At 59.4% G+C, this 15201-nt stretch carries 11 protein-coding genes and 1 pseudogene; 4 read left to right on the forward strand and 8 right to left on the reverse strand.

What is annotated here, in order from left to right; all coding sequences use genetic code 11:
* The first annotated feature begins 124 nt into the window (after window positions 1-124).
* Complete coding sequence (locus BJ917_RS01905; RefSeq protein ID WP_121101429.1) at window positions 125-649, forward strand: cupin; 525 nt, start codon at window positions 125-127, stop codon at window positions 647-649.
* Between the two features lie 24 nt (window positions 650-673).
* Here the strand turns inward: BJ917_RS01905 and BJ917_RS01910 are convergent, their stop codons facing one another.
* The 4 genes from BJ917_RS01910 to BJ917_RS01925 are packed head-to-tail and all read right to left on the reverse strand — an operon-like array spanning window position 674 to window position 4667.
* A complete protein-coding gene (locus tag BJ917_RS01910) occupies window positions 674-1762 on the reverse strand; it encodes an ABC transporter ATP-binding protein (RefSeq protein WP_096511462.1) in 1089 nt (362 codons plus the stop codon).
* A gap of 39 nt (window positions 1763-1801) precedes the next feature.
* Window positions 1802-2599 carry an ABC transporter permease gene (locus BJ917_RS01915; RefSeq protein WP_121101432.1) on the reverse strand — a complete coding sequence of 266 codons (798 nt, stop codon included), beginning with the start codon at window positions 2597-2599 and terminating at the stop codon, window positions 1802-1804.
* Complete coding sequence (locus tag BJ917_RS01920) at window positions 2596-3516, reverse strand: ABC transporter permease (RefSeq protein ID WP_177435558.1); 921 nt, start codon at window positions 3514-3516, stop codon at window positions 2596-2598. The genes BJ917_RS01915 and BJ917_RS01920 overlap by 4 nt, the downstream gene beginning before the upstream one ends.
* Window positions 3517-3539: 23 nt before the next feature.
* Complete coding sequence (locus tag BJ917_RS01925; protein WP_121101435.1) at window positions 3540-4667, reverse strand: extracellular solute-binding protein; 1128 nt, start codon at window positions 4665-4667, stop codon at window positions 3540-3542.
* Between the two features lie 352 nt (window positions 4668-5019).
* Between BJ917_RS01925 and BJ917_RS01930 the strand changes: the two are divergent.
* The 3 genes and pseudogenes from BJ917_RS01930 to BJ917_RS01945 all read left to right on the forward strand — a co-directional run bounded on the left by BJ917_RS01930 (window position 5020) and on the right by BJ917_RS01945 (window position 8678).
* Window positions 5020-5793, forward strand: a pseudogene (locus BJ917_RS01930) (creatininase).
* 159 nt (window positions 5794-5952) lie between these two features.
* A complete protein-coding gene (gabP, locus tag BJ917_RS01935; protein WP_121101438.1) occupies window positions 5953-7347 on the forward strand; it encodes a GABA permease in 1395 nt (464 codons plus the stop codon).
* A 314-nt stretch (window positions 7348-7661) separates the two neighbouring features.
* Window positions 7662-8678 (forward strand): GlxA family transcriptional regulator, encoded by a 1017-nt coding sequence (locus BJ917_RS01945; RefSeq protein ID WP_096511452.1) that lies wholly within the window; start codon window positions 7662-7664, stop codon window positions 8676-8678.
* Window positions 8679-8816: 138 nt separating this feature from the next.
* Here BJ917_RS01945 and BJ917_RS01950 read toward each other — a convergent pair whose 3' ends face one another.
* The 4 genes from BJ917_RS01950 to BJ917_RS01965 form a co-directional block, all read right to left on the reverse strand.
* Window positions 8817-10157, reverse strand: a complete 1341-nt coding sequence (locus tag BJ917_RS01950) for an MFS transporter (RefSeq protein WP_096511450.1) — start codon at window positions 10155-10157, stop codon at window positions 8817-8819.
* A gap of 162 nt (window positions 10158-10319) precedes the next feature.
* Complete coding sequence (locus BJ917_RS01955) at window positions 10320-11531, reverse strand: M24 family metallopeptidase (RefSeq protein WP_096511448.1); 1212 nt, start codon at window positions 11529-11531, stop codon at window positions 10320-10322.
* A gap of 295 nt (window positions 11532-11826) precedes the next feature.
* Window positions 11827-12837: a GlxA family transcriptional regulator gene (locus tag BJ917_RS01960; RefSeq protein ID WP_121101441.1), complete on the reverse strand. Its 1011-nt coding sequence runs from the start codon at window positions 12835-12837 to the stop codon at window positions 11827-11829.
* Between the two features lie 161 nt (window positions 12838-12998).
* Window positions 12999-15194 carry an OsmC domain/YcaO domain-containing protein gene (locus BJ917_RS01965; RefSeq protein WP_121101444.1) on the reverse strand — a complete coding sequence of 732 codons (2196 nt, stop codon included), beginning with the start codon at window positions 15192-15194 and terminating at the stop codon, window positions 12999-13001.
* Between the last annotated feature and the right edge of the window lie 7 nt (window positions 15195-15201).

Raw genomic sequence — 15201 nt, forward strand, 5'->3', positions numbered from 1 at the left:
GCTCCAGCCACCCGGAAAAGTAACGGACATTCTCCTGAACGACTGAGCGACATCGAATGTCCACTCTGGGTGACGCTTTCATAACGCTGCCTTCAAGGCGATGCTCGATAACGGAGGATTTTTCATGGTCAGGTCGCAAGCTGTGGATGCTCCCGTGCAAACCCTGCTGCTCGAACGCAACGGATGGGTGCCCAATAACCCGCGCTTACCGGTGCTCATTTACATCAAGGCCATTGCCGTTCAACAGAACGACCCGGCGGACCTGATCGAGAAAACCTTCACCGACAATGGCTGGCCGCCGCAATGGCGTTACGGGGTTTACGACTACCACCATTATCACACCCATGGCCATGAAGTGCTGGGCGTGGCCAGCGGCTTCGCTCGCGTGATGCTGGGAGGCCCGGATGGCCGGGTGTTGGAAGTCAGCGCTGGCGATGTCTTGCTGTTACCCGCGGGCACGGGTCACTGCAATGTGGAATCCAGCGATGACTTTCTGGTTGTGGGTGCTTACCCGCCGGGCCAGCATCCCGACATCTGTCGCAAGGCACCCAGTCCAGAGCAACTGGCGAATATTCTCAAGCTGCCGTTTCCCGAGCATGACCCCGTCCAGGGTTTGCATGGCGCGGTCAGTCGGTATTGGAGTGACTGATCAACGGAAGTCGATTCGACAAGGTCAGTCCCCGCGCAAAATCAGCGCATGCGCACCGTCCCACTCGGCGAAGATCTGTTGCCCGCAGTGCACGCCAAGCAACTGGTAGTCGGCCTGCAGTTTCTGCACCTGCAGCTCGAGCCCATCTTTGGTTTCGAGATAGAGGTTAACCATCGAGCCGATGAACTCTTCACCCACGACCGTGCAGCTCAACCGGTTGCGTCGCACAGGCTGCGCGGTCAGCTCGATATGCTCGGCGCTGATACAGACTGTCACTCGTTCGGCGGGGACCACCGTTTTACCCTCCGGCAGTCGCGCCAGGAATCCGCCATGCGGCGAATCGATGCGAACCAGTCCTCCATCGTCAAAGCCCACGACCGTGCCGCTCAGGATGTTCTTGCCGCCCACGAACTCCGCGACGAAGCGGTTGTGCGGTTCGAGGAACACCGCTTGCGGCGAGCCAATCTGCTCGACCCGGCCTCGGCTCATGATCACCACACGATCGGCCATGGCAAAGGCTTCGGATTGACTGTGGGTGACGTAGACAAAGGTGATGCCCAGGTCTTTTTGCAGACCGGTCAGCACGCCTTGCATGCGCACGCTCAGGTGCGCATCGAGCGCGCTCAGAGGTTCGTCGAGCAACAGGATCGGCGGTTCGGTGACCAATGAGCGCGCCAACGCCACACGTTGGCGCTGACCGCCGGAGAGCAGGCTGATATCGCGTGTGGCGAACTCCTCCAGCCCCAGTCGCTCAAGCCACTCAAGCGCCTTCTTGCGACGCTCGGCCTTGGCCATCCCCCTCATGCGCAGGCCGAATTCGACGTTTTCCAGTACGTTCAAAAACGGAAACAGTGCCAGGTTCTGCCAGACCAGCGGCGTGTCCCGTTCCCAGGAGCGCAGGTCATTAATGCGCTCACCGTTAAGACGAATTTCCCCTTCGCTGGGTTTATCCAGCCCCGCGAGCATGCGCAGCGTCGTGGTTTTGCCGCAGCCGCTCGATCCCATGATCGCGACGAACTCGCCTTTGTAGATCTCCAGGTTCATACGCTCGACGGCCTGGTAACTGCCGAAATGCTTGACCACGTTATCGAATACCACCAGTGGTTGAGTCATGGCTGAATCCTTTGTGTCTGGGTGATGGTCAGGGTGGTATCAGGTGTTTGCGGGCTTGCGCCGCCGCATCAGCAGCAGTTGCGCGAGGATCACCAGCGTCATGGTCGTGATAAATACGATCGTGCCGATGGCGTTGATGGTCGGGCTCACCTGCCCTTGCAAGGTATTGAGGATCCGCACGGGCACCGTCTCGTTCAGTCCCGACACGAACCAGGCGACGGCGAATTCATCGAAGGACACGGCCATGGTCACGAACAGCGCGGCGAAAATGCTGGGTGCCGTAAAGGGCAGGATCACATGACGCATGGCTTTCCATTGATCAGCCCCCAGGTTCCAGGCGGCGGCCTCGATGTTCGGGTCCATCTGCGCCAGGCGCATCCGGATGACCGCCATGGCGAACGGTGCGCACATCACGATGTGGCTGATCATCACGGCATATATTTCGCCGGAAAGCCCGACCCGCGACAGGAACGCCAGCATGGCCAGCCCCATGATCACCACGGGAATGGTGGGCGGCAGTAGCGCGAGCGCCATGTAGATCGACTTGCCGAAGAACTGATACCGGAAGTCCGTATAGGCGGCAGTAAACCCGAGCAGGGTCGAGACCAGCGACACGACCAGGCCCACCGTAAGGCTGTTGCGGAAGGCCTGCCAGACCGCCGGGTCGGCGGCAATCGTCTCGTACCAGTGCAGGCTGAAACCGCCCAGGGGCAAGGACGGGAAACGGTCGATGTTGAACGAGAACACGAAGCTGCCGGCAATGGGCATGAAGATGAAGATGAACACCAGGACGACAAAGCTGCGCAGCAGGAAATTGATCAACCGATGCTCGTTCATGCGCGCCTCCGGTAAGCGAAGCGCACCGCGCCAAAGGCACCGATGAGCAACGTCACAATCATCATCGTGGCGATCACCGCCGCCCGTGGCCACTGCTGGCCGGATTTGGTGGTGTCCGTGATCAACGTACTCAAGGTCGGCGGCTGGCCACCGCCCAGATAGAGCGGGCTGACAAAGTCGCCGAACGTCAGGATGAAGCAGAACAGTGCCGCGACCACGATGCCGATCCGTGCCGACGGCACCACCACGCTAAATACCGTTCGCAGCCGACCACAGCCGAGGTTGTGTGCGGCTTCGATCAACGAGCGATCGATGTACATCAGGCTGAACAGTTGCAACAACACCACCAAGGGCAGGCACAGCGTGAAGTAGCCGACATAGGTGCCGAACGCCGTGTTCAGCATGGTAAACGGCTCCAGGCCGACCAGGCCCAGCGCGGCATTGAAGATGCCGTTGTCGCTGAGGAAAACCTGCCATGAATAGGTACGCACCAGGTAGCTGGTGAAGAACGGTGTGACCAGCAGCAACACCAGCAACTGCCTGGTCGAGTCACGGAACTTGAAGGCGATCGTATAAGCGCAGGGAAAGGCCACCAGGCTGACCAGCACCGTGGCGCCCGCCGCCATGGCCAGGGTATGGACATAGGCATCCCAAAAGAAGCCCCGGCTGAACATGTAGCTCCAGTTCTGCCACTCCAACGCCGGCACCATCCGGAAGTTGCGTACCAGCCAAAAACTGATGGCCACCAGAAACACCAGTGGCAATACGAAGAAAATCAACTGCCAGGCCAGGATCGGCATCGAGACACAGAGGCCAAACCCGGGCAAGCGCCATCCCCTCCGGATACCGCGCGGCGTTTTGGCACCGGCGTTATCGGAAAGTACCGACGGTGAAGTCTTCAACTTGTCTGAAATCATGGCGACCCCCTCCGCGCGTTCCATCAGGCACCCTTGTATTGCGACCAGAAGTCGTTCCACTCATCCAGGCTCTGGCGGACCGGCAGTTCGCGGTATTTGATCCGGCCATCGCGGATGTCGTCCATGACGTTGCGCTGCCCAAGTACCATGCCCTGGCGCTGTGCTTCGGCGGGGTCTGTACGGTTGAGCAGTTCCCAGCCTTTCTTGTTGGGAATGAGCGCTGGATACGCAGCCATCTTCGCCGACTTGACCTGGCCCTCCGGCGAAGTGATGTATTGGATGAACTTCTTCGCCAGCTCCGGGCTGTGCGCTTTACGGGCGATGCAGTAAGACTCTGTCCATTGCAACCCGCCCTCCTTCGGCAACACGGTTTTCACCGGTGCGCCGGCGCGTTGCAAGACACCGGTGATCCAGTCGCCGATGCCGCACATGGCATGGATCTGACCGTTCTTGAGCGAAGAAAAGGTGCCACCGTAATCGAAGAAACCGCCGATCTGCGGGCGCAGGCTCATCATCTTCTGCTGCACCGCTTGCCAGTGCGCGGCATCGATGTCATAGGGACGCGCATTGCCGTTCATCAAACTGATCTGACCGAGGTTCGGCAGGTGCCAGTCGAAGTGTCCTACCTTGCCCTTGAGGCTCTCGTCCCAGAACACGTCATAGCTTTGCACCTTGGCTTGGGGAACCAGTTGGGTGTTGTAGGCGATGCCGAGGAAGCCAAAGCGGATCAGCACCGAATAGAGCTTGTCGCCCTGCCAGTGGCCAGGGAAATGCTGGAACTCCGGGTAGAAGTCATCGAAGGGGTAGTCCGCGGGGTCGAGTGGCTCGATGTATTCGGCGGCATTGAGTTGCTGGACATACTCGGCGTCGGACAGGATCAGGTCGAAGGTGCCGGGCGGCGACTGCGAGATCAGCCCCAGCATGTTGTCCCCTCCGGTGTAGTACTTGGCCCGGACCTTGACCCCGTACTGACGCTCGAAATCGGCAACGATGTCCGGTTCTGCGTGCCCGGCCCAGGCGAGGATGACCAGTTCCTTTTCCGCGGCGGCAAAGCTTCTCGAAGGTAGCAAGCCGGAAAGTGCGGCGGTGCCAGCCAGGATGCCGGTGGTCTTGAGGAAGGTACGGCGTGAAAGGTCGATGCGATTTTTCATTATTGTCTCGCCCTGGGTGATGAAAGTGTCCCCTGCCTGCGTTGGCTGCCAACCACACACAACATTCGCTGGCTGAATGCATTGCAGCAGTTCGCCATCACCCGTTTTTGTGCGCGCCCGACCTGGACTTTGTCAGAACCGACCCTCTCCCCCATCAAAAGCGGCATACCCATATCCGATAATCGGACATATATGACAAAACAGAGGGTGATTTGTCATTTACGGGTCGGATTTAGACAAGTTGGAGCCCTCCCCCTCTGATCGAATTGCTCCATGCGGCGCCTTTGATTCCTGTAATCCGGGGCGGCGGCCAAAACCACCAAGCGATCAATCACTTTCCAAGGGTCTGTAGATGAACAGCAGCGTCGTAATTGGAGAACTCACCTGGCCGGAGTACGCAGAGAAGGTCGCCACTGGCTGCCCTGTCTTCCTGCCCGTGGGAGCACTGGAGCAGCATTGACATCACATGTGCATGGAGGTCGATGTCCTGCTGCCCACCGCGATCTGCAAGGCAGTCGCGCAACAGGTCAGCGGCCTGGTGTTGCCTGCCCTGGCCTATGGCTACAAGTCGCAGCAGAAATCAGGCGGCGGCAATCACTTTCCTGGCACCACCAGCCTCGATGGCGCCACGCTGACCCGGACCGTGCAGGACATCATCCGGGAACTTGCACGCCATGGCGCCCGCAAACTGGTGATGATGAACGGTCACTTTGAAAACTCGATGTTCATTGTCGAGGGCATCGACCTGGCCCTTCGGGAGCTTCGCTACGGTGGCATCACTGACTTCAAGGTCGTCGTGCTGTCCTATTGGGACTTCGTCAACGATCCGGCCGTCATTGCAAAGCTGTACCCCGACGGTTTCCTCGGCTGGGACATCGAACACGGCGGTATTTTCGAAACGTCACTGATGTTGGCCCTGCACCCCGACAAGGTCGATCTGAGCCGTGCCGTTGACCACCCACCCGCCACCTTCCCGCCCTACGACGTGTTCCCGATCATCCCGGAGCGCACGCCGGCCTGCGGAACACTGTCATCCCCCAAAGGCTCCAGTCGCGAAAAAGGCGAGCTGATTCTCGAGGTGTGTGTCTCGGGCATCAGCGCCGCCGTGCGCGAGGCTTTTGATTGAGTACCCCTGTGGGAGCGAGCCTGCTCGCGATGGACGTCAACGATAACGCGGGGAATCAGACAGCCCGTGTCGTCCATAAGTCCATCGCGAGCAAGCTCGCTCCTACAACGTGCATGACCCGCCGTAACCCTCCCAAGTAAAATAATAAGGGTAAGTCTCATGTCCAGCAGCTCAACCTTGGCCCCAGGCCTCAAGCAGCGTCACGTCACCATGTTGTCCATTGCCGGTGCCATTGGCGCCGGCTTGTTCATCGGTTCAGGCCACGCCATTGCTTCGGCGGGACCCGCCGCCATCCTGGCGTACATTTTTTCCGGCACGTTGGTGGTGCTGGTCATGCGCATGCTGGGAGAGATGGCCGTAGCATCGCCGGACACGGGATCCTTTTCGACCTACGCCGAGCGGGCGATGGGGCGCAGCGCCGGATTTACCATCGGCTGGCTGTACTGGTGGTTCTGGGTGCTGGTCATTCCCATTGAAGCCATCGCCGCTGCCGCCATCCTGCACGCCTGGTTTCCCGCCATTCAAACCTGGGAGTTTGCGATAGCGGTCACCGGTCTGCTGACATTGACCAACCTGTTCAGTGTCGCCCGCTACGGCGAGTTCGAATTCTGGTTCGCCATGCTCAAGGTCATCGCGGTACTGGGGTTCATCGCCCTGGGTGCGCTGGCACTGGCGGGCGCACTGCCGCAGACGACGGTGAGCGGGGTCGTTCAATTGAGCCATGAGTTCGGTGGCTTCATGCCCAACGGCATGAGTGCCGTCATCGGTGCGATGCTCACCACGGTGTTCAGCTTCATGGGCACGGAAATCGTCACCATCGCCGCAGCCGAATCGCAGAATCCATCCAAACAGATCACCCGCGCCACCAACTCCGTGGTCTGGCGAATGGGCATTTTCTATATCGTCTCGGTGTTCCTCATCATCTCCATCGTGCCCTGGAACGACCCCATGCTCATGGAAGTCGGCTCCTACCAGAGAGCGCTTGAGTTGATGAACATCCCGCACGCCAAAATGATCGTGGATATCGTCGTGCTGATTGCGGTCGCCAGTTGCCTCAACTCAGCCATCTATACGGCGTCGCGCATGGTCTACTCCTTGAGCAAGCGCGGGGATGGCCCTCGACTGCTCCAGAAAACCTCATCTTCAGGGGTGCCTTATGTTGCGGTGATGGCCAGTACAGCGGTCGGCTTCCTGACCACGGCACTCAATTACTTTGCGCCCAATGAAGTGTTCTCCTTCCTGCTGGCCAGCTCCGGGGCCGTTGCGCTGCTGGTCTATCTGGTGATTGCCGTTTCGCAACTGGTACTGCGCAAGAAGATGAATGCTTCGGGACAACCGATCGCCTTCAAGATGTGGCTGTTCCCCTGGCTGAGCTACCTGGTGATTGCCTGCATCCTGAGCATCCTGGTAGTCATGCTGATTTTGCCGCAGCACCGCATGGAGGTGATTGCGACGGGGGCGCTGACCCTGTCGATCGTCTGTATCGGCGCCCTCTTCAACGCCAGGAAGCCGACGGCTCGAACCGTTGGAATGGCTCAAACCGAAAACGCTTGAAAACACGATCCCTGTAGGAGCGAGCTTGCTCGCGAAAAAACCAAGGACACCGTTGGTTATATGGTTTTACGCGTTATCGTTCATGACCATCGCGAGCAAGCTCGCTCCTACAGGGTTTCACCATCCCGATCACCTCTTTCCGGCCACTCTGCACCACGGAGCTGGCCGGTTTTTTTGTTAATCCCTCCCTGGACACAGGGTGTAAAATCCAGAACCTCCCGAACAGGGCTGACAATCACAAAAACGAGATGACGTTGTCCCTGTCGGCAGCTCGCCGCAGCGCACGTCACTGATGCAGTTGAGGAGCGGTAACCATGGCGAAACTCCAGGTGGCGAAACCCGCCGCAGGACGTTCGGCGAATGAACAACGGCCGGTGAAAACCGTGGGTTTCCTGGTCATCCCCAACTTCACCACCATCGGTTTCGCCTCCGCGGTGGAAACGCTGCGCATGGCCAATCTGGCCGCGCGCAAACCGATATTCCGCACGGTCATCATTGCCGCCAGCCTGGACCCGGTCACGGCCAGCAACGGCATGCGCATCCTGCCCGACCACAGCATCACCGATGCACCGAAGCTCGACATGCTGTTCGTTGTCGGCTCAAACCCGATCGTCTCCAATCACAGCACTCGACCATTGCTCAATTGGCTACGCAAACTGGCACACGATCAGGTGCCGTTGGGCGGGATCTGCACCGGCAGCCACTTATTGGCCCGCGCCGACCTGCTCAAGGGCTATCGCTGCACGATTCACTGGGAAGACATCGAGGCCCTGAAGGAACGGTTCCCGGGGATCATCATTTCCAACCAGCTGTTCGAGCTGGACCGTGATCGCTACACCTGTTCCGGTGGCGTGGCGTCCATGGACATGACCTTGCAGTTGATCGCACGCGAACCCGGTGGCCGGGACATCGCCGCCCACACGGCCGAGTTGCTGTTGTGTGATCGAATCCGGGGGGCGCAGGAGCAACAGCGTGTGCCATTGCGGCAAAAGCTGGGCACCTCGCAGCCCAAGCTCAGCCAGATGGTGGCGATCATGGAAGCCAATCTCGAGGAGCCGGTGGGCCTTGAGGAACTCGCGCGGTTGAACGAGGTGTCGGTACGTCAACTGGAGCGCCTGTTTCACAAGCACCTGCAGCGCACGCCGAGTCAGTACTACCTGGAATTGCGCCTTGCGCGGGCGCGACAATTGTTACTGCGCAGCGAATCGCAGGTGCGTGATATCGCCCTCGCCTGCGGCTTCGTTTCCCCGGCGCACTTCTCCAAATGCTACAGCCGCTTCTTTGGTGTATCGCCCATGGGGGAGCGCAAGCAGGTGGCTGCCATACATTGATTCAATATTGATGTTGGCCGGACTGGCCTCTTCGCGAGCAGGCTCGCTCCCACATTGAACCGCGTCCGCATGGACAACTCGGCCAACTGTGGGAGCGAGCCTGCTCGCGAAGGCGTCCGTGAAATCACCGAAAGAAGGTCAGTCCTGCAATGCCTTATGCGCCGTCTCCCGACTCGCCAGCATGGCAACCAGCGCCACCGCCGCGGCCGCCAACAGATACCAGGCCGGGGCCATTTTGTTGCCGGTCAGTTGAATCAGCCAGGTGGCAATAAACGGTGCGGTGCCACCGAACACTGCGTTGGCAATGTTGAAGCTGAAGGCAAAGCCACTGAAGCGCACGCGGGTGGGGAATATCTCGGCAAGGAAGCATGGCAAGGTGCCGTCGTTCATCGCCAAAATGGCGCCGAACGCGATCTGGATCATCAGAATCACGATCAGCGGCTGGTTCTCCAGCATCCCGAACAAGGGAAAGGTCAGCGCCAGGAACAAGACCGAAGCGATCACCAGCATGGTCTTGCGCCCAAAGCGGTCCGACAGTTTGCCCATCAGGAAAATCAGCCCGATGTAGGTCGCCAGCGACACCGTCGACGCCAGGAACGAATCACGCTCGTTCATGCCCATTTCGGTGGACAGGTAGGTCGGCATGTAGCTGAGCAACAGGTAAAACGCCACGGCATTCAAGCAGGTCGCACCGATCCCGATCATCACGCTGCGTCGGTGCACGGTCAGCAGTTCGCGAACCGGAGCGTGGCTTGCGCACTCCTTCGCCTCAAGGCGTTTTTCCATCTCCAGGAACTTGGGCGTGTCTTGCAGACTCATGCGGATATAACGCCCCACCAGCCCGAACGGTGCCGCCAGCAGAAAGGGTAACCGCCAGCCCCAACTGTGCAGGTCCTCGACACTCATCCAGGCGTGCAGCCCGGCGACAAACACCGCGCCGAACAGCAAGCCTGCCGCCGTGCTCGCCGGGACAATGCTGGTGTACAAACCGCGTTTGCCCTCGGGAGCGTACTCGGCGAGAAAGGCCGATGCGCCGGCGTACTCCCCTGAAGCAGAGAAGCCCTGGAACAGGCGGATCAGCAGCAACAAGGCGGGTGCCCACAGGCCGATATGGTTGTAGGTCGGCAGGACACCGATACAAAAGGTCGAGACCGACATGATCAGAATCGACCAGGACAGCGCACTGCGCCGCCCGTACTTGTCACCGAAGTGCCCCCAGACCAGTCCCCCCAGCGGGCGGACGATAAACGACAGCGCGAACACGGCAAAGGTCGCCAGCAGCGCAGTTGCCTTGTCGGTTTGCGGAAAGAACGTCAACGCGATCACGGTTGCCAGGTAGCCGTAGGCTGCATAGTCGAACCACTCGACGAAATTGCCCATGAAGCTGGCACTGGCTGCGCGCCGAAGGGCCTTGCGCTCGGCGGTCTGTTCGAGTTTCTGCGCCAGGGTCGGCGTCAGGCTTGCGCTTTGGGTGCTCATTGGGCACCTCCGGTGTGAGAGGTGCGGTTGGCGAAATGAAAAGTCAGGACGTAGAACATGACAAAACCCTCTATTGTTTTACTTGGCAGGGTTAAGGTTCAGTAGATGCTGCGCGCTTTGTGGCGAGGGAGCGAGCTCCCTCGCCACAAAAGCGCTACTGCCTTACTTTTTGATGATGTTGTGTTCCGGGCCGTACGGGAACTTCGTGATGTTTTCCCCGCCCTGTTCGTTGACGATCAGGATGTCGTGCTCACGATACCCGCCCGCACCCGGAAGGCCTTCGGGCAGCATGATCATCGGTTCGATCGACACCACCATCCCCGGTTCCAGCACGGTGTCGATGTCTTCGCGCAGTTCCAGCCCGGCTTCGCGACCGTAGTAATGGCTCAGCGTCCCAAACGAGTGGCCGTAGCCGAAGGTGCGGTATTGCAGCAGATCGTGTTCCAGGAAAATCTCGTTCAGTTGCAGCGCGATATCGCAGCAGCGCATGCCCGGCTTGATCAGTTTCAGGCCGGCCTCGTGCACTTTGACGTTCACTTCCCACAGGCGCAGATGTTCATCGGAGCAGTGGTCCAGGAACAACGTACGTTCCAGTGCTGTGTAGTAACCGGCGATCATCGGGAAGCAATTGAGGCTGAGGATGTCGCCCTTGTTGACCTTGCGCGAGGTCACCGGGTTATGTGCACCGTCGGTGTTGATACCGGACTGGAACCAGGTCCAGGTATCCATCAGTTCGGAATCCGGGAAGGTGCGGGCAATTTCGCGCACCATGGCCTGGGTGGCGTGCAGGGCCACTTCGTATTCCGGCACCTGATCGCGCAAGGCTTCGACGACGGCTGCGCCGCCGATGTCCGCTATCCGTGCACCCTGGCGAATGATCGCGTGCTCCTCGGCGGACTTGATCATGCGCATGCGCATGCACGGTGCGGCGATGTCCACCAGATCCACCTGCGGATAGCGGCTGGCAAGCTTGTCGCGATTGAGCAGATTCAGATGATCGAACTCGATGCCGATGCGTCCGGCCTTGGGCAAGGCCTGCTGGATCGCGACGAAATAGTTGTCGCGCTGCCAGTCGGTGTAGACGATGTTTTCCGTGCCGACCGTGCGGCGCCAAGGCTGACCGCCATCGATGTTGGCGCTGATGGTCACGGCGCTGTCCTGGGTCACGACCAGCGCATACTGGCGCCCGAAAGAGCAGTACAGGAAATCGCTGTAGTAGTTGATGTTGTGATAGGACGTGAAGACGGCCGCGTCGATATTGTTCTGCGCCAGATAAGCCCGCAACTTGGCCTGGCGGTTGGCATATTCCTGGGCCGAGAACGTCGGGTTGGTTCTCTCGCCGTTCTTGATCTGGATGGTTTTCGGCATTTGCATGTCATTTATCCTTGTCATTGTTTGAGCTACAGATGGCGCCCATCTGGCGGGCCGCTGAAGATCATTCGAACAGATGCCCAGTGTGGTTTTTTGTGCGAATCCGACCTGTAGTTGGTCACATCCGCTGTTTGCGAAAGTGCTCCCCACGCCCCCGCCAGAAACAAAAATGCCCCCGGCTTGGCGGAGGCATTGGTAATAAAACTCAGTATTGATGTTGGCTGTGATGGCCTCATCGCGAGCAGGCTCGCTCCCACAGGGGATCTTCAGTGGCCCCGGCCTTTGTGTAGTCCTGGATTCAGTGTGGGAGTGAGCCTGCTCGCGATGAGGCAGGTGCGTTCAACAGGGATGCCCGCTGACTCTGTGCCTGCGCGCCCATATGTTCGCGAGGGTGTTCGCCGAAGTACTGGCGATAGCAGCGAAAGAAATGTTGCAGCGAGACGAATCCGCACGCCGTCGCGACATCCGACAGCGACTGTCCACCGGCCCGCAACAACTGGCGTGCCCGTTGCAGCCGCAAGTCCAGATAGTGCCTGGACGGCGAACAACCCAGGCTGCGTTTGAACAGGCGCTCCAGATGCCGGCGTGAAATGCCCATGGACCCGGCCAGCTCGTCGATGCCCAGCGTCCGGCGCAGATGCTCATTCATCAATGCCAGGGTTGCTTGAAGTTTTGCCGGAGCGTCGTTCAGGGGGAGTAGCGGCCGGGCCTGGCGTGCCGCATGTTTTTCCATTCGCAGTATCAGACCACGGCCGTGGGTCCGGGCGAGAAGTTCGTGCATCAATCCCTGAACGGCCTGCGGGCCGACGCAGGTCAGGCGTTGGCGGTCGACGCAGAACGGCGCAGCCACCGGCGTCAACTCGCTCAAAGCAGCAGACGTCAGCGCTGTGGCGGGCTCCGGCAAGCTGCAGCGCACACCCTCCAGGGCGCCAATTTGCGCCAGCAGCCAGCCGGCTTCGCCCAATGCGCCCAGGCAGATCGGTTGGGTTGCCCAGTGATTGAGCTGCGCACGCAAGTCTGGGTGCAAATGCAGGCTGTCGCCACCGCAGAGGATCAGTACATCGAAGGTTTGTGCCTGATCCAATCGCGCAGTGGCGGTTGCGATGCCGTTGCTGGCGCTCAGTGACTGCCCGCCCAGGCTCAGCATTTGCCACTGGCAGACACTGCGCCCGGCCATCTGGTTGGCCAGGCGCAGTGGCTCCAGCGCGTTGGCCAGGGCATACAGATCGAAGGCTTCCATCAACCAGAAACCAATACGCAGCACCGGCGGTAGTGGCCGGTCAGACACGTCAGGAACACTGCTAGCCATCGTCGATCTCCGCGCCGCTTCAAAGGTGTCAGGAACTCACCCGATTATCGGCGTCAGTGATCTTCACGGTTTGTCAGGAATCGACCCCCAAGTGCTTCTGATCCCCGTAGGCGCCGGCTTGCCGGCGAAAGCAGTGTGTCGGTTCCAACAGGTCCAGGGGATCAACCCGTCACATGGGCCCGCGCCGCGTGCAGCTTTTTGTAGCTGTCGATCAGGCGCAGGTGCCTGTCGAGCCCTTCCAGTTTCATGCTCGTAGGCGTCAAGCCGAAGAAACGCACGCTGCCGTTCACCGAGCCGATCGCCGCGTCCATGCGTTCGTTGCCAAACATCCGGCGGAAATTGGCTTCGTAGTCCGCCAGTTCCAGATCCTCGTCCAGTTCCATCTCCAGCACCGCATTCACCGCCTGGTAAAACAACCCGCGCTCGACCGTGTTGTCGTTGTACTGCAAGAACATTTCCACCGCCTCTTTCGCCTCTTCATATTGCTGCAAGGCGAGCCAGATCAGCAGCTTCAACTCAAGGATGGTCAATTGACCCCAGGCCGTGTTGTCATCGAATTCGATGCCGATCAAGGTGGTGATGTCGGTGTAATCATCCAGTTCACTTTCTACCAGACGCTCGACCAGCGCCTTCAGGCCGGCTTCGTCCAGGCGATGCAGGTTCAGGATATCTTCGCGGAAGAACAGTGCCTTGTTGGTGTTGTCCCAGATCAGGTCGTCCACCGGATAGATTTCCGAGTAGTCCGGCACGAGGATGCGGCAGGCGGTTGCGCCGATGTGTTCATACACCGCCATGTACACTTCCTTGCCCATGCCTTCGAGAATGCCGAACAGGGTCGCGGCTTCTTCGGCATTGGAGTTTTCACCCTGGCCCGAGAAGTCCCATTCAACGAATTCGTAATCCGATTTGGAGCTGAAGAAGCGCCACGACACCACACCGCTGGAGTCGATAAAGTGCTCGACGAAGTTATTCGGCTCGGTGACCGCGTGACCTTCAAAGGTCGGCTGGGGCAAATCGTTCAGGCCTTCAAAACTGCGCCCCTGCAACAATTCGGTGAGGCTGCGCTCCAGCGCCACTTCAAGGCTTGGGTGCGCGCCGAACGAGGCAAATACACCGCCGGTGCGCGGGTTCATCAAGGTCACGCACATCACCGGGAACTCACCGCCCAGGGACGCATCCTTGACCAGCACCGGGAAGCCCTGCGCTTCCAGCGCCTGGATACCCGCCAGAATCGCGGGGTATTTCGCCAGCACTTCGGCCGGTACATCCGGCAATGCGAACTCACCTTCGATGATTTCGCGCTTCACCGCACGCTCGAAGATTTCCGACAGGCACTGCACCTGGGCTTCGGCCAGCGTGTTGCCGGCACTCATGCCATTGCTGAGGTAAAGGTTTTCGATCAGGTTGGACGGGAAGTACACCACTTCGCCGTCCGACTGACGCACAAACGGCAGCGAAACGATGCCGCGCTCTTCATTGCCGGAGTTGGTGTCGAACAAATGCGAGCCACGCAGTTCGCCATCGCGGTTGTAGATCTTCAGGCAGTAGGCGTCGAGAATTTCCGCCGGCAGCTCATCTTTGCGGCCAGGCTGGAACCAGCGCTCGTCCGGGTAATGCACGAACGGCGCGTTGGCGATGTCTTCGCCCCAGAACTGATCGTTGTAGAAGAAGTTGCAATTGAGCCGTTCGATAAACTCGCCCAGGGCCGAGGCCAACGCGCTTTCCTTGGTCGCGCCCTTGCCGTTGGTAAAACACATCGGCGAGTGCGCATCGCGGATATGCAGCGACCAGACATTGGGCACAATATTGCGCCACGACGCGATTTCAATCTTCATGCCCAGGCGCGAGAGAATGCCCGACATATTGGCGATGGTCTGCTCCAGCGGCAGGTCCTTGCCCACGATATAGGTGCTCGCCTCTGCCGCCTCACCCGGCATCAACAGCGCCTGGGCATCGGCATCGAGGTTTTCCACCTCTTCGATCACGAACTCCGGACCGGCTTGCACCACCTTCTTCACCGTGCAACGGTCGATGGAACGCAAAATGCCCTGGCGGTCCTTGTCGGAGATATCGGCAGGCAACTCGACCTGAATCTTGAAAATCTGGTTGTAGCGGTTTTCCGGATCGACAATGTTGTTCTGGGACAGACGAATGTTATCGGTCGGAATGTTGCGGGTTTCGCAGTACAACTTCACAAAGTAAGCCGCACACAAGGCCGACGAAGCCAGGAAGTAATCGAACGGCCCCGGTGCCGAGCCATCGCCCTTATAGCGGATGGGTTGATCGGCGATCACCGTGAAGTCGTCGAACTTGGCTTCAAGTCGAAGGTTGTCGAGAAAATTGACCTTGATTTCCATGCGGGAT

Source organism: Pseudomonas sp. WPR_5_2 (genome assembly GCF_003634475.1).
Classification (GTDB): Bacteria; Pseudomonadota; Gammaproteobacteria; order Pseudomonadales; family Pseudomonadaceae; genus Aquipseudomonas; species Aquipseudomonas izuensis.